Below are 20,515 nucleotides of genomic sequence, written 5' to 3'. Positions count from 1 at the left end.
CATGCTGAAGATCGGAATCGTGGTCGCCGCGGTGGTGGCGGTGGTCGCCGTGACCGTGACCAACGGCGTCTCCACCGTGATCAACGAGAACACCCCCTCCGAGGAGGCCGCCGGCATCCGGATGGCCAGCTGCAACGCCTCGATCGGCCCGTGGGGCGGTGGCGGCGAGGAGAAGGGCCGCGCGGAGGCGGACCGGCTCACCGAGGAGCAGCGCACCACCGTCGCCAACATCATCTCCATCGGCCGCAAGCGCGAGCTGCCGCCGCTGGCCTGGCAGATCGCCATCCAGGCGGGCATGACGGAGTCCGGGCTGCGCAGCCTCGACTACGGCGACCGCGACTCGCTGGGCATCTTCCAGATGCGCCCCTCGATGGGCTGGGGCACGCCGGAGCAGGTGACCGACCCCGAGTACGCGATCAACAAGTTCTACGACGTGCTGCTCAAGCTGCCGGACTGGGAGGAGCGGCGGCCCGGCGACTCGGCGCAGAACGTCGAGCGCTCGGCGTTCCCGGACCGGTACCACAACTGGGAGGCCATGGCCGCGTTCCTGATCGCCCAGGAGGGCGACGTCAGCGACCCGGCCGGGTGCGGCGAGAGCGTCGGCGACTTCCTGCTCGCGTCGAACGCGGCGGCCACCGCGATCGACTTCACGAAGGAGCAGCTGGGCGAGCCGTACCTGTGGGGCGGCAACGGCCCGGACGCGTGGGACTGCTCGGGCATCCTGGTCAAGGCGTTCGCCGCGGCCGGGGTGAAGATCCCGCGGGTGGCGAACGACCAGTACATGTCCGGCGGGGCCTACCTGCCCGTGCGGGAGGCCAAGGCCGGTGACCTGATCTTCTGGGCGACCAACCCGGGCAACCCGGTCACCGTGCACCACGTCGCCATGTACCTGGGTGGCGACGAGTACATCCACGCGCCGCAGACCGGTGACGTGGTGAAGATCAGCAAGATCAACTGGGACTACTACGAGTTGATGCCGCTGGCCGTCCGGCCGGGCGTGTAGGGAGGCACGACGGTGTTCAACCACGACCCCATCCGGCGGCATGCCGGGCCGCCCGCGTCGAGCACGCCGACGCGGGACTACCTCAACACCCGGCCGCCCGGCACCGACCAGTCCTACGCGGTGCTGCCGCGGTCGCTGGTCGAGGCGATGCCGCTGCCGTGGCAGCAGCAGATGGCGCACCTGCTGGCCGACTTCCACCGCGCGTACGCGCACCTGAACTGGCCGGTGTACCGGGTGGTGCCGTCCCGGGTGGAGCGGCTGGTCGACCTGGACGAGGACCAGCTGGCCGAGGTCGGCGCGATCGTCGAGATCGACTCGGACGGCGAGCTGGTCTACCGGGACCGCAGCGGCGCGCTGATCCCCGACCCGGAGCACCGCACGGTGCTGGTGTCGGTGCTCGACCCGATCCCCGGCGAGCACGCCAACGCCAACCAGAGCACGCCGCCGCGCGGCTTCCCCCAGCCGCCCGCGGTGCCGCAGCCGTCCTACCCGCAGTCGGGTCCGCTGCCGGTGCAGGCGCCCGCGCCGCCCAAGTGGTGAACATGACATGCGCCCCCGCGCGTGGAAACCTGGGGGCATGGCTGCTGATCCGAACGCTTGGTACTACTGCCTGACCCACAAGACGGTCGAGCACGGCGTTGGCTGCCGGGGCGGCGACCGCATGGGTCCCTACCCGGACGAGGCCACCGCGCAGCGCGCCCTGGACCTGGCCCGGGAGCGGACGAAGGCCGAGGACGAGTCGGACAAGGAGTGGGGGAAGCGCTGAAGCCGGCCTAGGGTGCACCCCATGGTGATCCGCACCGGCCGAGCGGACCTGGACTTCGGCGGCATCCGCACCGAGTTCGGCCTGCCCGAGGACTTCCCGGCCGCCGCCCTGGCCGAGGCGCGGGCGGCGGTGTCGCGCGACGTCGACCCGGCCGACCGCGAGGACGCGACCGCGCTGCCGCTGGTGACGATCGACCCGCCCGGCGCGAAGGACCTGGACCAGGCGCTGCTGGTGCAGCGGGTCGGGTCCGGCTTCCGCGTGCACTACGCCATCGCCGACCTGGGCGCGTTCGTCGTGCCGGACGGCGCGCTGGACGCCGAGGTGCGCCGGCGCGGCCAGACGCTGTACCTGCCCGACGGCAACGTGCCGCTGCACCCGCCGGTGCTGTCGGAGGGCGCGGCGAGCCTGCTGCCCGAGCAGACCCGGCCCTCGGTGCTGTGGACGTTCGAGTGCGGCCCGGACGGCGAACCGGTCGACGTGCGGGTGCGCCGGGCGGTGGTGCGCTCGACCGCGCGGTTCGACTACGAGGGCGTGCAGGCGCAGTTCGACGCGGGCACGCCGCACCCGTCGGTCGAGGCCCTGCCGGACTTCGGCCGGTTGCGCCGGGAGCGCGCGGTCGAGCGCGGCGCGGTCGAGCTGCAGCTGCCGGAGCAGGAGATCGTGCCGAACGGCGACGGCGACTGGAAGCTCGCCGTGCGGCCGCGCGCCGACGTGGACGCCTGGAACGCCGAGATCTCCCTGCTGACCGGCATGTCGGCGGCGAAGATCATGCTGGACGCGAAGGTCGGCGTGCTGCGCACGCTGCCGGACGCGGATGACGGCGCGGTGGACGCGTTGCGGCGGTCCGCGCACGCGCTCGGCGTGCCCTGGCCGGACGGCGTGACGCCGGCGAAGCTGCTCGCGGGCCTGGACCCGAGCCGGCCGGAGGCGCTGGCGCTGTTCGTCGACGCGACCCGCCTGCTGCGCGGCGCGGGCTACACGGCGTTCAACGGCGAGGTGCCCGCGATCTCCACGCACGCCGGCCTGGGCGCCGCGTACGCGCACGTCACCGCGCCGCTGCGCCGGCTGGTGGACCGCTTCGCCACCGAGGTGTGCCTGGCCGTGACCGCCGGGGAGGAGGTGCCGGAGTGGCTGGCCAAGGCGCTTCCCCAGCTGCCGGGCCTGATGGGCGGGTCGGACGCGCTGGCGGGCAAGGTGGACCGGGCGTGCCTGGACCAGGTCGAGGCGTGGGTGCTGGCCGACCGGGTCGGCCGGCACTTCGAGGCGGTCGTGCTGCGGTCCGACGCGAACGGCGCGGACGTGTTCGTCGCCCAACCGCCGGTGATGGGCCGCTGCACGGGTGAGGACCTGCCCGAGGGGGAGCGGATCGGGGTGCGCCTGGTCGAAGCCGACCCCGAGCGCCGCAAGGTCGTCTTCGAACGGGCCTGACGCCTCATGCGACGCAGCGGCCCCCGCGGCTTGACCGGTCAGGTGATCGTCATCGCACGGCCGGTCCCGACCACCTGTGATGTGATGGCCGGGTGACTGATATTCGTGCGCTCACCGTCGGCGTGCTGGGTGGCACCGGCGCGCAGGGCAGGGGCCTGGCGCTGCGGTGGGCCAAGGCCGGCCTGGAGGTCGTCATCGGGTCGCGCAGCGCCGAGCGCGCCGAGGCCGCCGCCGAGGAGGTGCGCGCGCAGACCGGCGTCGGTCACGTCAGCGGCGCGGACAACGAGGGCTGCGCCCGGCGGGCCGACGTGGTGCTGATCGCCGTGCCGTGGGACGGGCACGCGGAGACCGTGGCGGCGTTGCGCGAACCGCTCGCCGGCAAGGTCGTGATCGACTGCGTGAACCCGCTCGGCTTCGACAAGCAGGGGCCGTTCGCCCTGCCCGTCGAGGAGGGCAGCGCCGCCCAGCAGGCCGCCGCGCTGCTGCCGGACTCCCGGGTCACGGCCGCGTTCCACCACGTCTCCGCGGTCAACCTGGCCGACCTGTCCGTCGAGCGGGTCGACAACGACGTGCTGGTGCTCGGTGACGACCGCGAGGCCACCGACCTGGTCCGCGCGCTGGCCGAGGTCGTGCCCGGCTTCCGCGGCGTCTACGGCGGCCGGCTGCGCAACGCCCACCAGGTGGAGGCGTTCACCGCGAACATCATCGCGATCAACCGCCGGTACAAGGCGCACGCCGGCCTGAAGATCACCGACATCTGATGCTGCCGGTCGACGACCTCGGCGAGCCGGTCGCGCTGCCCGGCCCGCCGCGGCGCGTGGTCAGCCTGGTGCCCTCGCTCACCGAGTCCGTCGACCCGGCCGTGCTGGTCGGCGCCACGGACTACTGCACCCACCCGCCGGACCTGGACGTCACCCGGGTCGGCGGCTCGAAGTACCCGGACGTGGACCGGGTTTTGGCGCTGCGACCGGACCTCGTGCTGGCCAACAGCGAGGAGAACCGGCCGGAGGACGTCCAGCGGCTGCGCGCCGACGGCGTCCCGGTGTGGGTCACGGCCGCGCCCGCCACCGTTCCCGCCGCCCTGGGCTCGCTGCGCCGCCTGCTCGGCACGGCGTGGGACGCGGAGCCGGAGTGGCTGGTCGAGGCCGAACGGCTGTGGCGCGACGTGACGCCGCCGTGGACCCGCGCCGTGGTCCCGGTGTGGCGCAAGCCGTGGGTCGTCCTGGGCCGCGACACGTTCGCCGGCGACGTGCTGCTGCGCCTGGGCGTGGTCAACGCGTTCGCCGACCACGCCGAGCGCTACCCGCGCCCCGCCCTGGCCGAGCTCCAGGACGCCGAGGTCGTGGTGCTGCCCGACGAGCCGTACCTGTTCACCCCGGACGACGGCCCGCAGTTCTTCCCCGACCTGCGCCCGGTGCACGTCTCGGGCCGCTTCCTCACCTGGTACGGCCCGTCGCTGGTCCCGGCGCGGGCGGCGCTGGCAGCGGCGCTCAGACCATGAGGATTCAGTCGGAGAGGTCTTGGCTCTCGGCGCTCTGCACCGCATCCAGCACCCCTTCGACAGCGGTGTGCTCAGGGTGCGCCCGTGTCCAGGCGAGTGCGGCCCCGACAACTCGTGTGCGGTCGGTCGGTGCTGCTGCGGGCGTGGTGAGCAGCGACCGCAACAATTCCGGCACAGCCTCCTCTCCGGAATGTCCGTCGACCCAGTCGAGGCCCTTCCGCATGGCCGACTCCGCGAGTAGCGGGTCGACGAGGGGGTTGCCCACCATCGCGCGCACCAGTTGAGGCACGGCGTCGCTGTCGGGATGGTCGTCGATCCAGCCGAGCGCCAGGCTCGCCCCCCGGTTCACGTGGCCCTCGTCGGCCAAGACCTCAGTCAACGAGCGCAGCAAGTGTGGGGTGCTGTCACCGTTGGGGTGGGTCTCGACCCAGGTCAGAATGGTTCGTGCGGCTTTGTCCACGTTGTCTTGGGTGGCGTTGGGGTTGCCGATCAGCGACCGCAGGATCTCGGGAGCCGACTGGTGCTCGACGTGGGTATCGAGCCAACGCCACGCCTCGGCCGTGATGCGTTCGAGGTGGGTGAAGTCAGGGTGCCACGTGCTCGTCATCGATTTGAGGAGCCGCGGGGTCTCCTCGTGGTCGGGGTGGGTGCGGGCCCAGGCCAGACCTGTCCCGGCCGCGCGGTTGACGTGTCCGATATCGGCGGAGCTGCCGCCGAGAGCGCGTAACAGGTCTGCGGTGGCCACATCGTCGGAGTGGTTTTCGAGCCAGGCGACGATGGTCTGTGCGGCTTTGTCCACGTTGCCTTGAGCGGCATGGGGGTTGCCGATCAGTGAGCGCAGGAGGCGGGGTGTCATGTCGTGCTCGGGGTGGGTGTCGAGCCATTTCCATGCTTTTTCGGCTACTTGTTCGAGGTAGGTGAATTCGGCGTCCCACTTGCTTGCCATCGATTGCAGGAGTCCGGGGACGTGTTCGCTCTCGTGATGGGTGTCCATCCAGTCGAGCGCCGTGTCCATGACCATGTTGACCTGCTGTACGTCGGAGTTGGGGTTGCCGATCAGTGAGCGCAGCAGGTGGACCACCTGTTCATGGCCAGGGTGTTCTTCGATCCACTTCCTTGCCGTCTTCGCCGCCCGAGTGGCGTTGGCCTGCTTCACTGTGGGGTTGCCGATCAGTGAGCGCAGGAGGCGGGGTGTCATGTCGTGCTCGGGGTGGGTGTCGAGCCATTTCCATGCTTTTTCGGCTACTTGTTCGAGGTAGGTGAATTCGGCGTCCCACTTGCTTGCCATCGATTGCAGGAGTCCGGGGACGTGTTCGCTCTCGTGATGGGTGTCCATCCAGTCGAGCGCCGTGTCCATGGCCATGTTGACCTGCTGTACGTCGGAGTTGGGGTTGCCGATCAGTGAGCGCAGGAGGCGGGGTGTCATGTCGTGCTCGGGGTGGGTGTCGAGCCATTTCCATGCTTTTTCGGCTACTTGTTCGAGGTAGGTGAATTCGGCGTCCCACTTGCTTGCCATCGATTGCAGGAGTCCGGGGACGTGTTCGCTCTCGTGATGGGTGTCCATCCAGTCGAGCGCCGTGTCCATGGCCATGTTGACCTGCTGTACGTCGGAGTTGGGGTTGCCGATCAGTGAGCGCAGCAGGTGGACCACCTGTTCATGGCCAGGGTGTTCTTCGATCCACTTCCTTGCCGTCTTCGCCGCCCGAGTGGCGTTGGCCTGCTTCACTGTGGGGTTGCCGATCAGTGAGCGCAGGAGGCGGGGTGTCATGTCGTGCTCGGGGTGGGTGTCGAGCCATTTCCATGCTTTTTCGGCTACTTGTTCGAGGTAGGTGAATTCGGCGTCCCTCTTGCTCGCCATCGATTGCAGGAGTCCGGGTAATTGCTCGCTCTCGCGGTTTTCCGTCATCCACTCGAAAGTCATCTTGGCGACCCGGTTCGCGTGCGCCGAATTCACTTCAGGTTGGCTGATGACCAGCCTCGCAAGAGATGGAAAGTCTGGTGAGGACCGATGCGTGGCCAGCCAGTCGTCGGCAGTGGCGCAGATTTCATCCATATGCTCCGGCAGGGCTTCCCGCACCAAGTGGATGAGGGTGGACGGGACTGTGGAGTGTTCTGCGTGTTTCACCACCCAAGTAAGCGCGAGGGTGATGATCTGGGACCGCTCGGACTGGGCTGGCCACGACGCCGTGGCGAGCAACCCGAAGATCTGACCGGCTTCCGGCTCGTCGAGGTTGGATCCCAGCCAGGCAAGTGAGTGGTCGAGGGCCTTGGCCTTGATGTCGGCGCTCTTCACCTCTTTGACGCAACCGATCAGCGAGCGCAGGACGTAGAACGCGTTGGTGGCCTCATCTCGGTGATCCAGCCATTGCAGGGCATACCGCGCGTGTTGCGCGGCATCGGCCGGTGACACCGGAGACGCGCTGAGGAGTCGCGGCAGCACGAAAGACGCTGCCGCAGTGTCACTGCGGACCCGCACCCACGCACTGGCATAGCTCACCAGACGCGCGTGGTCGGGTGACTCCGGTGTCACCCAATCGAACAGCGGGCGCAGCACGTGGCTGGAGCGCTGGTCCTCCCGGTATCGCTCGGCCCAGTCGAGGGCGAGCGAGACGAGCCGTGCCGATCGCCCGTCGTCCAGGCCGGTCATCCGCAACAGCCGCGACAGCACGAAACTGGCGCGGCTCTGTCGCCCGTAGCGGTCCAACCACTGCAGTGCGTGGTCGACCGCGGACGACCGGTCGTCGGACAGCACGCGATGGGCGAGCAACCCGCTGAGCACGAAGTCCGCGTCCGGAGCGACGGGGTTGACCGCCAACCAAGCCAGGGCGGCGGCGATCGACCGGCGGTCGACCTCCTCGACCTCTGTCGGGAAGTCGAGGAGGCCCCGCAGCGCGAAGGTAGCGTTCTCGATGGTCGTCCCCGAGGACAACCACTCCAGGGCGTGCTTGACCGCGACAGTGCGTTGCTCGCGGCTGAGGTCACTGCGGCGTAGTAGCCTGCTCAGGACGGGTTCGACGTTCTCCCTGTTGCCGGCCAACCACACCAGGGCGGCGATGGCCAGTGGCCCCGCACCGTGCTCGGGCACGCTCGCCAGTGAGTAGCGGAAGAACCTGACCTGGTCGACGTCGGGGATTGCGGTGCGCAGCCAGGGCTCGACGACGGTATCCCACGCAGAGATGACACCCGTCTGCCACGGTTCTGCGTGCAGCAGCGTGTACAACGTGTGACCGCCGTCCGGGGAAGCGGCGAAGGTCGCTCCCAGTTCGTGAGAGCGCTCATCGATCCACTTCACGCATGCATCGGTCAATTGCTGCGCGTGAGTCGAGCGGACGAGGTCCGCGTGCATCCGAGCGATGTTCCCGGTGACGTGGTCCAGCGCGTCGGCCTCGGTCCGCACCAGGTCCAGCAGTGTGTTCAGCGCGGTGTCGCGGACCCGCAGCGCGGCTGCCGGCGCCAGGGCTTCGACCAGGAACTGGTCTGTGACGATGTCGTGGACGATGTCCAACTCGCCACTTCTTGATTCCAACCAGCCCATCGTCAGCAGGACATCGATCAGCACCTCGGCGCGGGTGGGATCGCCGAGCCGGTCGAGCAGCAGTTGGATCGTTTCCCGCACCCGGGCCACGGGCATCGGGCACAACGCTGTGGCGAGGGCGCATGCGAGTAGCACCGCTTGCGGCGCGTCGTCGACGAAGGGCGAATCGCCGGGTGTGTCGGCTGACGACGGGATGATCCCGTCCTCTTCGAGGCGTCGGTGCAACCAGCGCACGAGCACGTCGGGCCCGCCACCGGCACGTGGTGTCCGCCCGAGCCGCACCCGGCGCTCGACGTCCCCGGCCACCAGCAGCGCGATCACCGGTCGACGGCTGCAGATCTCGATCATGGTCTCCATGCCGAGCCTCTTGAGTGCTGTTGGCGCGACCGAGGCGAAGATGTGCTCGGCCACCTCGTCCTGATAACCGGTGTCAAGGCGCAGTTCGACCTGGTCGAGCACGTCCAGGGCACCCAACGAGCGCACGTGCCGCAGCCTGTTGGGCCTGCTCGTCGCGATGATGGCCAGGTGCCGCCCGCGTTCGGCGAGGTAGGGACCTGACTTCGCAAGCAGGTCCGGTAGGTCGAGGCTGCCGCACACCTCCAGGTAGTCGATCACCAGCAGGGTCCGGTGCGAGGAGGTGTCGCGCACCGCTGCGGCCAAGTGGTCGTTCGAGACCTCGCTGTCGGGACGGACGTGCAGCACTCGCCATCCCTTGCGTTGGGCGCGGATGGCGACCTCCAGCGACGTCCTGGACTTGCCCGCACCTGCCGGGCCGATCAGCAGGACGCCGGTGCCGCTCTCCAGCCGCCCGATGAGGCCGGCCGGGTCCGCCTCGTGGTCGGCGCCCGGGGTTACGAACCTCAGCTGCTTATCCAGCAGGTACTTCGCCCGGCCGCTCAACTCCCGGATCGCCTGATTGTGCGGGATGACGTACTGGTTCATCTCGGCTTCGACGGCGAGGGCGCGCAGGTTCGGCAACCTGTGGGGCTCGACTCGCTGTACGTTGCGCATGATCGCCACGTCGAAGGCGAACCGGAACCCCGCTTCGCCGTCGAGCACCTTCTTCCTGCCGACCTCCACCGCCCGGTCGAACCGGAGCATGCCGTTCACCCGCTCCGCAGCAGCCAGGGTGCCGTCCGGATCGGACCCGGTGGAGGCGAAGCCGGTGCACTCCACCGCGATGAAGCGCCCCGACTCCACGAGGCGGCGCGCGACCGCGGGATCGGCGACCACGCCCGAGCGGAACTCCTCGGACCCGGGGCGGTAGTCGTTCCACTCGCGGATGCCGTGATCCGGGGAGAATAGGACCAAGGCGTGCGAGTCCAGCACCACCACGACGGCCAGGAGTTCGTAGTCCGCCAGGAGGCCGGCGTACACCAGGGCCAGGTCGAGGCAGGTACCGCGGCGCGGCGCGGAGAGGACCTCAACCGGGGTGCGAATGCGCTGGAGCGCCTCGGACGGGTGGTAACCCTCCACGTCGTAGTGGATATCTTGGTCGACGAGCCCTTCGTACAACGCCTTCGCGACGGCAACCAACTTCCCTGGCCCGTCGGAGAGCTCACGCCGGTTCACCCCCGGGAGGAGCCGTTCCACCCCGGGGACGACGTATCGGCTGAGGCCCACCTGGTCGATCAGGGGCCACGGTGGCCACTCCTCACTCATCCACGACCTCGAAGAGGTCGTGGATGTCCGGTGGGAAACGCCCATTGCCGCGCGCACGCACCGTGACCCGGTACGTGCCGGGCCGCAAGCCCCCCATAGTGGTCGACCACTCGTGCCCCGACCGCGACAGCACCGCGGTGTCGGTTTTCCCGGTGGCCACCTCCACCACCTCGGCGATCACATCCGCGGGTTCGGCCGCGCAGTGCACTACAGCTGTGATGGTGACGGGTTCGCCGACCCCGTACTCGTCGTCGATCTCGAGACTGGTTCCCTCCAGGCCCGGGTCCACTTGAGGTTCGGGGCCGCGCAGCTTTTCGAGCTGGCGAGCCTGCATCTTCGCCAACCTGCCCACGAGCGTGTTAAGCACCTCCGGGTTGCACTGCAGCGAGCCGTGCTTCTCGGGGTGGTACACGTCGAAGTAAGTGTTCGACTGGTCGATCGGCGACGCGGATGAGATGGGCACGGTGCCGTCCCCGTCCTTCAGCCCGTCACCGAAGTAGCGGTCGACGCCGTCGCCGACATCGGGCCGCAGGGCGAGCGTGCCGCCTTCCAGCACTGCGGACTGCATGGTGGTCTGGTGCGTGCCGACCACTGGCAACAACGCGTACCGGTGTGGGTCCACGAGGTCGTTCGCCGCTACGGCGGCCTCTATTTCCCGGTGGAACGCGAGCCCGGACACCGCCAGTTCCCCGTCGATCCCCGCTATGTCGCCCGCTTCAGTGACGCGGTGCGCGCCCGTTGCGCTGTGGATCGCCTTGTAGATCGGGAGCAGCTGGTAGACCGACGGGAACGTCCGCATCGTGTCGGTGAGGTCGACCCGCAGCTTCTTGTACCCGTTCGCCAGATACCCGAGCGAGTCGAGCGAACCCCGGAACGGTGTGCCCAGGGTGATGAGAGCGCGGCACAGCTTCCAGCCTTCGAGGACTTCCAGGAAGTAGCGCGCCACCAAGCCTCCCATGCTGTGGGCGATGATGACCAGCCGTGCGTCCGGGATGCCCGTGTGGACCTGCCACCGGCCCAGCGCGCGTTCGGCGACCTCGCCGAGGCGGCGGGCGTTCACCCTGTTGTCGAGGCGCCAGTCGTAGGGGAACTCGATCAGGTTGGCGGGCGGGAGCTCACCGGGACGCGCGGTGTTGACCCGCCGGACGTCGAAGTTGTTCGCCAGGGCGTCGATCAGCCGGGTGTAGCCGTCGACCTTCTTGAGCCCGCCCACCAGCTTCGCGTCGGGCATCAAGCCATCGGCTGTGATCCCATCACCGTCTCCCGACCGCAGCGCCTGGGCCAAGGCCTCGGGGCGGAGCACGGATTCGGCGGCCAGTCGGTGAGTCGGCGCCCAGATCACCTTGCCGCGTCGGCTCAACGTGCTGCCGGTGATACCGGGCACGACGACCACGACGTCGTGCAACCGTCGCTTCACCGGAGCACCCGTTCCGCCGGTCGGTCACATGCGTAGCCCATGATCGCTCCTCGTCGTGACTCCTAGTGACGGCTTATCGCCTACCGGGAGTGCTCCGTTATCGGTGGCGCGCCGAGTAGGGGCCGATCAGGCGCTGCGGAACCGGTCGGTCGCCGCGAGCAGCGCGCGCAGGGTGCCCGGCTCGTCGAACGCGTGCCCGGCGTCCGGCACCACCACCAGCTCCGACCCCGGCCACGCCCGGTGCAGGTCCCAGGCCGTCGTGGCGGGCGTGGCCACGTCGTAGCGCCCCTGCACGATCACGCCCGGGATGCCCGCCAACCTGCCCGCGTCCCGCAGCAGCTGCCCCTCGTCCAGCCACCCCGCGTGCCGGAAGTAGTGGTTCTCGATCCGCGCGAACGCCAGCGCGTACCGGGGCTCGGCGAACGCCTCCACCAGCTCCGGCCGGGGCAGCAGGGTGACCGTCGACCCCTCCCACACGCTCCACGCCACCGCCGCCGACTCGCGCACGACCGGATCGGGGTGGTTCAACAGCCGGTGGTACGCCTCGATCACGTCGTCGCCCTCGGGCACGAGCGCCACCACCCGCTCCCACACCTCCGGGAACAGGGACCCCGCGCCGCCGCCGTAGTACCAGTCCAGCTCCGCGCGCCGCAGCGCGAAGATGCCCCGCAGCACCAGCTCGGTCACCCGCTCCGGGTGCGCCTGGGCGTACGCCAGCGCCAGCGTCGAGCCCCACGACCCGCCGAACACCTGCCAGCGGTCGACGCCCAGGTGCTCGCGCACCCGTTCCAGGTCGGCGACGAGGTGCCAGGTGGTGTTGACCGACAGGTCCACGTCGGGGTCGGACGAGTGCGGGACCGACCGCCCGCAGCCGCGCTGGTCGATCAGCACGATCCGGTACGCCGCCGGGTCGAACAACCTCCGGTGCACGGGCGCGCAGCCGCCACCGGGCCCGCCGTGCAGGAACACGACCGGCTTGCCGTAGGGGTTGCCGCACACTTCCCAGTAGACGCGGTTGTCGTCGCCGACGTCGAGCAGGCCCTGGTCGTAGGGCTCGATCTCGGGGTACATGGGCACCACTCTGCCCGAGGAGGACCCTGGGTGATCAAGTCGCCGCACGGGCGACCAACCCGTGCGGCGACCGAAACCCGTCAGTGGAAGGTGTGCTCGGGCCCGGGGAACTGGTGGCCCTTCACCTCGGCGGCGAACTGCTCCGCCGCCGACTTCATCACGCCGGCCACGTCGGCGTACCGCTTCACGAACCGGGGCGCCCGGCCGCGCCGCAGGCCCATCATGTCCTGCCACACCAGCACCTGCGCGTCGGTGTCCGGTCCCGCGCCGATGCCGACGGTCGGGATGCGCAGGTCGTGCGTGATCTGCTTGGCGACCTCGCCGGTCACCATCTCCAGCACCACGGCGAACGCGCCCGCGGCCTCGACGGCGTGCGCGTCCTCCACCACCGAGTCGAACGCCTCCCGGCGTCCCTGCACCCGGTAGCCGCCGAGCTGGTGCTCGCTCTGCGGGGTGAAGCCGACGTGCGCCATGACCGGGATGCCCGCCCGCACGATGGCCTCGACGTGCGGTGCGAAGTGCTTCCCGCCTTCGAGCTTCACCGCGTGCGCGCGGCCCTCCTTCATGAACCGCACCGCGGTCGCCACGGCCTGCTCGACCGAGACCTGGTAGGAGCCGAACGGCAGGTCGGCCACGACCAGCGACCGCTGCACCGCCCGGGTCACGCCCCGGACCAGCGGGATCAGCTCGTCCACCGTCACCGGCAAGGACGTGTCGTAGCCGTAGACGTTATTGGACGCCGAGTCGCCGACCAGCAGCACCGGGATGCCGGCCTCGTCGAACAGCTCCGCGGTGTACATGTCGTAGGCGGTGAGCATGGGCCACGGCTCGCCGCGTTCCTTCATCTCCCGCAGGTGGTGGATGCGCACCTTCTTGCCGGTGGGGGCGTTGTTGCCGGCCCCGTTCCCGTAGGGCGCGGTTACCTCAGTCGAGGCCATGTCGACCGTCCTCCCTCGAGGCCCGCTCCGTCGCGGGTCCCCGGGCGCTTGTTGCACGGTTACCCACTCAGCCTGACACCGACGCAAGGGGAATTGCACGGAGTGCGAGTAGCTTCACACGCCATGGCCTGCCGCATCACAGAACTGGTCCTGGACTGCGCCGACCCGGGAGCGCTCGCCGCGTTCTGGTGTGAAGTGCTCGACTACCAGGTGCTCGACCGCGACGAGGAGAGCGTCGAGATCGGCCGCGCGGGCGAGTTCCCGACGCTGCTGCTCCTGGCCGTCCCGGAGCCGAAGGCGCAGAAGCTGCGCCTGCACATCGACGTCAACGCCACCGACCGCGAGCAGGACGCCGAGCTGGAACGCCTGCTCGCGCTCGGGGCGCGTCACGTCGACATCGGCCAGGGGGACGTCGGCTGGCACGTCCTGCAGGACCCCGAGGGCAACGAGTTCTGCCTGCTCAAGCGCCGCGTGGAGCCCTGAGCCCCGGAGCCCTGAGCCCCGGCGTCGCGGGCCCGCGGGCCGTGAGCAGGCCCGCCCGCGCCCGGACCTCGGCGGTGGCGGCGGCGAAGTCCGGGCCGGTGACCGTGGTGTTCCCCCGGTAGGTGACGCCGGGCGGCACGTCGTCGCCGCCCACCGGGTCGGCGTCCCACGTGTTGCCCTCGAACACGACGTGCTCCAACGGCGGGCCGACGTGCAGCACGGCGGTGTTGTCCGCGCGGGAGACCGCGTTCCCCTCGATCCGCACCCACCTGGCGCCGTAGTCGGCGTAGAGGCCGAAGTTGTACGGCGTGCGGACGTTCTCGATGACGTTCCCGCTGATCAGCGCGCCGCTCTCGAAGGAGTCGCCCTGCGGTCCGGACAGGTAGACGCCACCGCCGTCGGCCAGCACGCCCATGGAGTCGGTGACCAGGTTGTGCGCGATCCGGGTGCCCCGACCCGGGTTGGCGACGATGCCGTTGTGCGGCACGTCGTGCACGTGGTTGTGCTCGACGGCGCACCCCTCGGTGCCCTGGACCGTGATCCCGGCCGACCCGGAGTGGTCCAGCCCCACCCGTTCCACGAGGTTGTCCTCGACCAGCGCCCCCCTGGTGCCGGTGACCGCGATGGCGGACGCGGCGATCGCGTCGAAGTCGCAGCCGCGCACCACGAGGTCCGCGCCGCCGGTCGCGCCGAGCCCGGTGGCGCCCAACCTGGTGAACCGGCACCCCTCGAACCGCACACCGGTCGTCCCGTCGAGCCGCACGCCCGCGGGGATCAGCTCGTGCTCCTCCGGCACGGTCAGCCACGCGCCCTCGGCCACGTCGACCCTCCCGATCCGGCCGCCGTCGTAGTAGCCGTTCGCGTGGTAGTGCAGGAACCCCCGCTCGCCACCGGGCCGCAGCCACGTCGTGTCGGCGAACACCAGGCCCCGGAACGCCACGTCACGGGTGCCGGTGGCGCGCAGCAGCACCTCCAGCGCGGGCGCGACGACGTGCGGGTCGTCCTCGTCCGGGAGGGGGAGGTAGTGCAGCACGTGGTGACCGGGCCGCGACCGGTCCAGGGCGAACGTGCCGGGCGTCAGGAACGCCGGGTCGTTCTCCACCCGGGTCGGCTCGGGCAGCCCCGACGACACCTGGCCGGACCACTCCGAGTTGTAGACGTCCTGGGCCCAGCCGAACGCCGGCTGCGCCATGGTGATCACCGTCCCGTCGCCCTCGCGGGTGGTGGAGGCCACCGCCGCGCGCGCCTCGGTCCACGGGTAGACGCCCCGGTGCACGAACTCGACGCCGGTGGTGCTGTGCCAGTCCAGCGGGGCGTCGGTGACGTAGCCGGTGGCCGTGCGGCGGACCGCGCCGGGCAGCCCGTCGACCCCCGCCCGCTCGACCCGCCGCCCGTCGACCACGAGGTGCCGGGTGACGAGGTCGCCGACCTCGGCCCGCCAGACCCCGTCCGGGTCGCGCCGACCGGTGACCGCGCGCCCGCCGCTGATGACCGCCTCCTCCCGCTCGAACGCCTGGTAGACGACCCCGGAGTCGTCCTCGTCCAGCTCGAACGGCTCGGTGAGCACGTGCGTGCCCGCCCTGAGGTGCACGGTGACGTCGCCGCGCACCTCCCGTGCCGCCCGCCGTGCGCGTTCGACCGTGCCGAACGGCCGGTCGGCGGTGCCCGCAGTGGAATCGTCCCCGGTGGGGGAGACGTAGAACTCGACCATGATCACGCCCCAGGTTGTTTATGCCGTAAACCGCGAGATGTATATCATGGAATCGGAGGTGGGTGATGGGGAAGGCGGACGACCCGGACCGCGGCGTCGAGCTGCTGTGGGGCGCCCGGTCGGGGCTGAACCTGGAGGTGATCGTCGGCGCCGCGGTCGGGGTGGCCGACGCCGAGGGCCTGGCCGGGCTGTCCATGCGCAAGGTCGCCGAACGGCTCGGCTTCACCACCATGTCCCTGTACCGCCACGTGCCCGGCCGCGACCACCTGGTCGACCTGATGCGCGACGCCGTGCTCGGCGAACCGCCCGCGACGACGCCGGGCAGCGGGTGGCGGTCGCAGCTGGAGGAGTACGCCCGGTTCGCCTGGGAGCTGCGGGAACGCCACCCCTGGCTGGCCGAGGTGCGGGGCGGTCGGCACGTGCCGGGGCCGAACGCGCTCGCCCACTACGAGCACGCGCTGGGCATCCTCGTCGGCACCGGCCTCACCCCCGCCGAGGTGGTCGCGTCGGTCGGCCTGGTCGGCCGGTTCGTGGACGCCGAGGCGTCGGCCCTGGTCGAGGCCGCGCGGGCGGAGCGCAGCACGGGGGTGAGCGACGAGCAGTGGTGGGGGGCGCGTGACACGCTGTTCGCCCGCTTCGACCGCTACTCGACGTTGTCCGGGCTGTGGGAGGCCGGCGGTTACGACCAGCCGGAGTCGCCCTTCGAGTTCGGCCTGGCCCGCCTGCTGGACGGCATCGAACTGCTGGTCAACAAGCGTGATGTAAAGCGTGATGAAAGCTGTCAGGTGTGCGGCAATCCGGTGGTGCAACCCGCCTCCGGCCGACCGCGCGCGTACTGCTCGCGCGCGTGCCAGCAACGCGCCTACCGCCGGCGCAAGACGTGAACCGCCCACCGACCGGGGTCGGTGGGCGGTGTCCGCGTCCGGGGCTCAGACCTGCACGGTCGGCAGCACCACGAGCTGCCGCAGGTTCACCTGCCTGGGTCGGCTGGTGGCGAACCCGACCACGTCGCCGATGTCGGCCGGGCTCAGCGGCGGCACCTCTTCCCGCCACGCCGCCAGGTGCGCGTCGACCTCGGGGTTGTCCATGTGGTCGGCCAGCTCGCTGCTGACCAGGCCGGGCTCGACGTTGGTCACCCGCACGCCCTTCGGGCCCAGCTCGGTGCGCAGGTTCGCCGACAGGTGCGTGACCGCCGCCTTGGTCGCGGTGTAGACGGCGTAGTTGGGGAACGTCAGGTGCGCGCCGACGGACGAGATGTTCACCAGGTCCGCGGCGCCGGTGGCGCCCGCCTCGACCAGGTCGGCGGTGAACGCCCGGGTCACGTTCAGCAGGCCCTTGAGGTTGGTGTCGATCATCCGGTGCCACTCGTCGTCCCGGCCCGCGGTGAGGGGGTTCGCGAGCATCACGCCCGCGTTGTTCACCACCAGGTCGACCCGGCCGAAGGCGGCGTGCACCGCCTCCACCGCCCCGGTGAGGTCACCGGTCACGTCGGCGGCCACCGCAAGCGCTTGCCCGCCCTCGGCGGCGATCTGGTCGGCCAGCTCGGCGAGCCGGTCCGCCCGGCGGGCCAGCAGCGCGACCCTCGCCCCCGACCGGGCCAGGACGAGCGCGATCTCGGAGCCGATGCCACTGGCGGCGCCGGTGACGACGGCGGTGCGGTTGTTCAGGTCGTAGGTCATGGCACCAACACTGGGCCTGTTCGGGCGAGGTACCGGAGGCCCTGCTCCACCTGTGGAACCGCGTTCCCCAGGTCCGGCAGTACCCAGGCTCCGGGGGTCGCCGGCCGCCATACTGGGTGGGTGAACCACGACCTCGGCGAATTCCTCCGCAGCCGCCGGGCTCGCGTCCGCCCGGACGACGTCGGCCTGCCCGGTGGCGGTCGCCGACGCGTGCCCGGCCTGCGACGCGAGGAGCTGGCGCTGCTGGCCGGCGTCAGCGTGGACTACTACATGCGCCTGGAACAGGGCCGGACCCCGGCGGTGTCGGACGCGGTGCTGGACGCGGTCGCCCGCGTGCTGCGCCTGGACGAGACCGAACGCGCCCACCTGCGCAACCTCGTCCGCCCCGCGCCGTCCAAGCGCCCGGCCCCCCAACGAGTCCGCCCGGGACTGCGCCGGTTGCTGGACATGGTCGACGACGTCCCCGCGTTCGTGATGGGCCGCCGCGCCGACATCCTGGCCTGGAACCCCCTGGCCGACGCCCTGTACGGCTTCACCGACCAGGCGCCGGAGGAGCGGAACTCCGCCAGGCACACGTTCCTGCGCCCGGAATCCCGCACCTTCTACCGCGACTGGCCCGCCGTCGCCGCCGACATGGTGGCGTTCCTCAGGTTGGACGCGGGCCGGAACCCGAACGACGCCAGGCTGGCGGCGCTGGTGGGGGAGCTGTCGGTGAAGGACGAGACGTTCCGGAAGCTGTGGGCGCAGCACAAGGTGCTGGAGAAGACGCACGGCACCAAGCTCGTCCACCACCCGGTCGTCGGCGACCTGGACCTGGACTACGAGACCCTGCAACCGGTCGGCGACCAGGACGTGGTCCTGGCCGTCTACACCGCCAAGGTCGGCTCACCGACCGAGGACCGCCTGAAACTACTGGCGAGCTGGGCCGCCTCCGTCGACGCCTGACGGTTCGATCAGCACGAAGTGCCGGGCCTCCTCCGGCTCGTCGGCCACCCAACCGGGGAGTTCGTACACCTCGAACACCTGCGGCTCCCACTCCACGGCCGTGGGCTGCCCACCGGTCTCCACGTACTGGTACAACGCCTCCCGCGCCACCTCCACCGAAACGTACGAGCTCCGCGCCATGTGGATCAACGGGTCGTCGTCGTAGTTGTGCGCGATCAGCGGGGCGTCGGCGAAGGGCGTCGGGTTCTTCGACTGGAGGTACCCGCTCCAACTCAAGGTCACGTAACCGGTCCCCGGATCGACGATGACCTCGATGCCGTCGACCGTGTCGCTCCGCGAGACCACCACCTGCGTGTCCTCCTCAGAGGGGGAAGTGGTCAGGAGGTGATCGACCACCGCCTTCGCCTCCTCCACCGTGGTGGCCAGGGGCTCCTCGCTGCGGTTGTACCTGCCCTTCACGTGCCCGAAGAAGTTGAAGTGCACTCCTTCACCCCCTTGCCTTGCCGCGGATGACGATCGGCCGTGCCTCGCCGACGACCCACACCCGCATGGTCTGCCCCCTGCGGAGGATGAGTTCGACGGCCTGGAAACACCGCACTGCGGCTTTCGTCTCCACGTGTGTCGCAGCTTGCTTGAGCATCCGGGCGTGACCGACGACGAACCGGACCGGCTTGCCTTCGAAGAATCCGTTGCCGATGGCTTGCGGGATGTGCTTTTCGGCTTCTCCGGTCAGTCCGCCGTTGCGGTCCACACCACTGAGCAACCGCCAGGAGCGGTCGCTGTCCACGTACAGGGCGCCGTCAGTCTTGCCGGCTTCGTACTCGGGTAGTCCCCGTCGCACCCGGGTGGCCCAGGTGTTCGTCCGGTGCGCCGGTTCACCGGCTCTCACCAACGGCACCTTCACGAGGGCCGGGTAGTGGCGGTTCGGATTCGGGCCGAAGTGGGCGTCGGGTTCCACGTGGCCGGGGAACTCGACAGCCCTCGGCGGTGGGGTGCCGTCGAGGCTCTTGATGTACGCGTTGATCAGCCGTTCGGCGTCGAGGTACGCCAGCTGGAGAGCCCAGAGCACCCTGGCGGCCACCGCAACGGTGTCCAGCACCTCCTCCACGGCCGCTCGCGTGCCGCCCTGGCTGCCGTGGAGCGTCGTGTGCAGGCGGTCGATCGCGTCGCAGAACAGGCCGAAGGCGGTGTTGAGGTGGTGGGCCGCCTCGGCTGCCCTGTCGAGCGCCGTGACCACCTGCGTCCAGACCCCGGCGAGGAGGGAGTCAGCCGTCGAGGACACCTGCCTTCACAGCGCCCACGAAGGCCCGCAAGCGATCCGGCTCGAACTCCAGCACCGGCCCGTCCGCGTTCTTGGAGTCCCGAACGGCGTCCAGGCCCGCCCGCAACTCGACGCAATCACCACCGCTGTTCCCGCTGTAGCTGCTCTTCCGCCAAGTCATGCCTCAACGCTATCAAGCAGATCGGTGACCGAGATCGCCAGAAGTTCCCGGAAAACGGCTTCGTAGTGGGAGATCCGGCTCTCCTCGTCCACCAACAGCCCGTCCGTCAACGTCTCCAGGTACACGGTCTTGGCGCGGTCCGCAGGCGGCGTGAGGATCATGAACGGGAAGTAGAGCGCGCTCGTCAGGCCGACGCTGTCCGGGATGACCCGGATCGTCACGTGTGGCAGCCCGGCCAGCTTCTTGAGGTGCGCCAACTGCTCGAACCGGATCTCCGGCGTCCCGACCGGTGCCCGCAGCACCGACTGCCTGATCACCAGCGTGTAGTCCGGCGGGTTCGGCCCGGTCAGCCGCGCCTGCCTGGCCATCCGCGCCTGGACCAGGCGCTCGACGTCCTCCGGGCGCAGCGTCGCGTTCGTTTCGATCACCGCCCGCGCGTAGGCCTCGGTCTGGACGAGACCGTGCAGCAGGTCCGGCCGGTACAGCTCGATCCGCCGCGCCGTCTCCTCGGTGTTGAAGAACTTCCGCAGCCGGTCCGGGATCGCCGATCCCCACGGCGTCTTCGGCCGCCGCCGACGCGCCTCCTCGCCCAGGTGCAGCAAATCCGCCCGCTCCTCGCCCTCGACCCCGAACAGGTCCAGCAGCGCGGCCAGCTCCAACGGCGGGACCGAGGTGTCGCCGCGCAGGATCGTGCCGACCTTGGACACCGAGCAACCCAGCGTCCGCATGATGTCGGCGCGCTCCTTGCCGCTGCGCCGCATCAACTCCTTCAGCCGCTCGGCGAGTCGTGCGCGATAGTCGGTCGGGCTCTGACCGCTGGTGGTCACTCTGTCTCCTCGAAGTCGATCGCCGCCAGTCTGCCCGAGCCCCGGCGGCCATCTCGTCACCTGATCAGGCGACTGGTCAACCTGAACGTTCAGATTTAGCGTTCAGG

The 20,515-nt window shown here is 70.2% G+C and carries 19 protein-coding genes; 9 read left to right on the top strand and 10 right to left on the bottom strand.

What is annotated here, in order from left to right:
* Nucleotide 1: 1 nt before the first annotated feature.
* The 6 genes from AB0F89_RS02270 (at nt 2) to AB0F89_RS02245 (ending at nt 4,698) form a co-directional block, all read left to right on the top strand.
* On the top strand, nt 2-1,003 hold the full coding sequence (locus tag AB0F89_RS02270; RefSeq protein WP_367132043.1) for a C40 family peptidase: 1,002 nt from the start codon (nt 2-4) through the stop codon (nt 1,001-1,003).
* A 12-nt stretch (nt 1,004-1,015) separates the two neighbouring features.
* Nucleotides 1,016-1,543 (top strand): hypothetical protein, encoded by a 528-nt coding sequence (locus AB0F89_RS02265; protein WP_367132041.1) that lies wholly within the window; start codon nt 1,016-1,018, stop codon nt 1,541-1,543.
* Between the two features lie 37 nt (nt 1,544-1,580).
* Nucleotides 1,581-1,769 carry a hypothetical protein gene (locus tag AB0F89_RS02260; RefSeq protein ID WP_367132039.1) on the top strand — a complete coding sequence of 63 codons (189 nt, stop codon included), beginning with the start codon at nt 1,581-1,583 and terminating at the stop codon, nt 1,767-1,769.
* Nucleotides 1,770-1,790: 21 nt separating this feature from the next.
* A complete protein-coding gene (locus tag AB0F89_RS02255) occupies nt 1,791-3,197 on the top strand; it encodes an RNB domain-containing ribonuclease (RefSeq protein ID WP_367132037.1) in 1,407 nt (468 codons plus the stop codon).
* 92 nt (nt 3,198-3,289) lie between these two features.
* Nucleotides 3,290-3,958 (top strand): NADPH-dependent F420 reductase, encoded by a 669-nt coding sequence (npdG, locus tag AB0F89_RS02250; RefSeq protein ID WP_367132035.1) that lies wholly within the window; start codon nt 3,290-3,292, stop codon nt 3,956-3,958.
* Nucleotides 3,958-4,698, top strand: a complete 741-nt coding sequence (locus AB0F89_RS02245; RefSeq protein WP_367132034.1) for a helical backbone metal receptor — start codon at nt 3,958-3,960, stop codon at nt 4,696-4,698. The genes npdG and AB0F89_RS02245 overlap by 1 nt, the downstream gene beginning before the upstream one ends.
* A 4-nt stretch (nt 4,699-4,702) precedes the next feature.
* On the opposite strand, the gene AB0F89_RS02240 is transcribed toward AB0F89_RS02245, so the two are convergent.
* The 4 genes from AB0F89_RS02240 to panB all read right to left on the bottom strand — a co-directional run bounded on the left by AB0F89_RS02240 (nt 4,703) and on the right by panB (nt 13,321).
* A complete protein-coding gene (locus tag AB0F89_RS02240; RefSeq protein WP_367132032.1) occupies nt 4,703-9,895 on the bottom strand; it encodes a hypothetical protein in 5,193 nt (1,730 codons plus the stop codon).
* Nucleotides 9,888-11,312 carry a hypothetical protein gene (locus tag AB0F89_RS02235; RefSeq protein ID WP_367132030.1) on the bottom strand — a complete coding sequence of 475 codons (1,425 nt, stop codon included), beginning with the start codon at nt 11,310-11,312 and terminating at the stop codon, nt 9,888-9,890. Before AB0F89_RS02235 ends, AB0F89_RS02240 begins: the two co-directional genes overlap by 8 nt.
* 126 nt (nt 11,313-11,438) lie before the next feature.
* Nucleotides 11,439-12,383, bottom strand: coding sequence for a prolyl aminopeptidase (gene pip / locus AB0F89_RS02230; RefSeq protein WP_367132028.1), 945 nt, complete (start codon nt 12,381-12,383; stop codon nt 11,439-11,441).
* 80 nt (nt 12,384-12,463) lie between these two features.
* Complete coding sequence (panB, locus tag AB0F89_RS02225; RefSeq protein ID WP_367132026.1) at nt 12,464-13,321, bottom strand: 3-methyl-2-oxobutanoate hydroxymethyltransferase; 858 nt, start codon at nt 13,319-13,321, stop codon at nt 12,464-12,466.
* A 123-nt stretch (nt 13,322-13,444) separates the two neighbouring features.
* On the opposite strand from panB, the gene AB0F89_RS02220 reads away from it, so the two are divergent.
* Nucleotides 13,445-13,804 carry a VOC family protein gene (locus AB0F89_RS02220; protein WP_367132024.1) on the top strand — a complete coding sequence of 120 codons (360 nt, stop codon included), beginning with the start codon at nt 13,445-13,447 and terminating at the stop codon, nt 13,802-13,804.
* Here the strand turns inward: AB0F89_RS02220 and AB0F89_RS02215 are convergent.
* Nucleotides 13,782-15,515 carry a right-handed parallel beta-helix repeat-containing protein gene (locus tag AB0F89_RS02215; protein ID WP_367138656.1) on the bottom strand — a complete coding sequence of 578 codons (1,734 nt, stop codon included), beginning with the start codon at nt 15,513-15,515 and terminating at the stop codon, nt 13,782-13,784. The genes AB0F89_RS02220 and AB0F89_RS02215 overlap by 23 nt on opposite strands.
* Nucleotides 15,516-15,580: 65 nt before the next feature.
* On the opposite strand from AB0F89_RS02215, the gene AB0F89_RS02210 reads away from it, so the two are divergent.
* Nucleotides 15,581-16,399 carry a TetR/AcrR family transcriptional regulator gene (locus tag AB0F89_RS02210; protein ID WP_367132022.1) on the top strand — a complete coding sequence of 273 codons (819 nt, stop codon included), beginning with the start codon at nt 15,581-15,583 and terminating at the stop codon, nt 16,397-16,399.
* 45 nt (nt 16,400-16,444) lie between these two features.
* Here AB0F89_RS02210 and AB0F89_RS02205 read toward each other — a convergent pair whose 3' ends face one another.
* A complete protein-coding gene (locus AB0F89_RS02205) occupies nt 16,445-17,194 on the bottom strand; it encodes an SDR family oxidoreductase (RefSeq protein ID WP_367132020.1) in 750 nt (249 codons plus the stop codon).
* Nucleotides 17,195-17,314: 120 nt separating this feature from the next.
* On the opposite strand from AB0F89_RS02205, the gene AB0F89_RS02200 reads away from it, so the two are divergent.
* Nucleotides 17,315-18,139 (top strand): helix-turn-helix transcriptional regulator, encoded by an 825-nt coding sequence (locus AB0F89_RS02200; protein ID WP_367132018.1) that lies wholly within the window; start codon nt 17,315-17,317, stop codon nt 18,137-18,139.
* Here the strand turns inward: AB0F89_RS02200 and AB0F89_RS02195 are convergent.
* From AB0F89_RS02195 to AB0F89_RS02180, 4 genes are read right to left on the bottom strand one after another with little or no spacing between them, the layout of a single operon-like run.
* On the bottom strand, nt 18,104-18,622 hold the full coding sequence (locus AB0F89_RS02195) for an Imm1 family immunity protein (RefSeq protein WP_367132016.1): 519 nt from the start codon (nt 18,620-18,622) through the stop codon (nt 18,104-18,106). The two genes, AB0F89_RS02200 and AB0F89_RS02195, sit on opposite strands and share 36 nt — an antisense overlap.
* Before the next feature lie 4 nt (nt 18,623-18,626).
* On the bottom strand, nt 18,627-19,376 hold the full coding sequence (locus AB0F89_RS02190; RefSeq protein WP_367132014.1) for a hypothetical protein: 750 nt from the start codon (nt 19,374-19,376) through the stop codon (nt 18,627-18,629).
* Nucleotides 19,377-19,404: 28 nt separating this feature from the next.
* Nucleotides 19,405-19,581, bottom strand: a complete 177-nt coding sequence (locus AB0F89_RS02185) for a DUF397 domain-containing protein (protein WP_367132012.1) — start codon at nt 19,579-19,581, stop codon at nt 19,405-19,407.
* Complete coding sequence (locus AB0F89_RS02180; protein WP_367132011.1) at nt 19,578-20,408, bottom strand: helix-turn-helix domain-containing protein; 831 nt, start codon at nt 20,406-20,408, stop codon at nt 19,578-19,580. The genes AB0F89_RS02185 and AB0F89_RS02180 overlap by 4 nt, the downstream gene beginning before the upstream one ends.
* Between the last annotated feature and the right edge of the window lie 107 nt (nt 20,409-20,515).

Source organism: Saccharothrix sp. HUAS TT1, assembly GCF_040744945.1.
In the GTDB taxonomy this organism is placed as follows: domain Bacteria; phylum Actinomycetota; class Actinomycetes; order Mycobacteriales; family Pseudonocardiaceae; genus Actinosynnema.
This window is presented reverse-complemented; position numbering and strand designations above follow the sequence as displayed.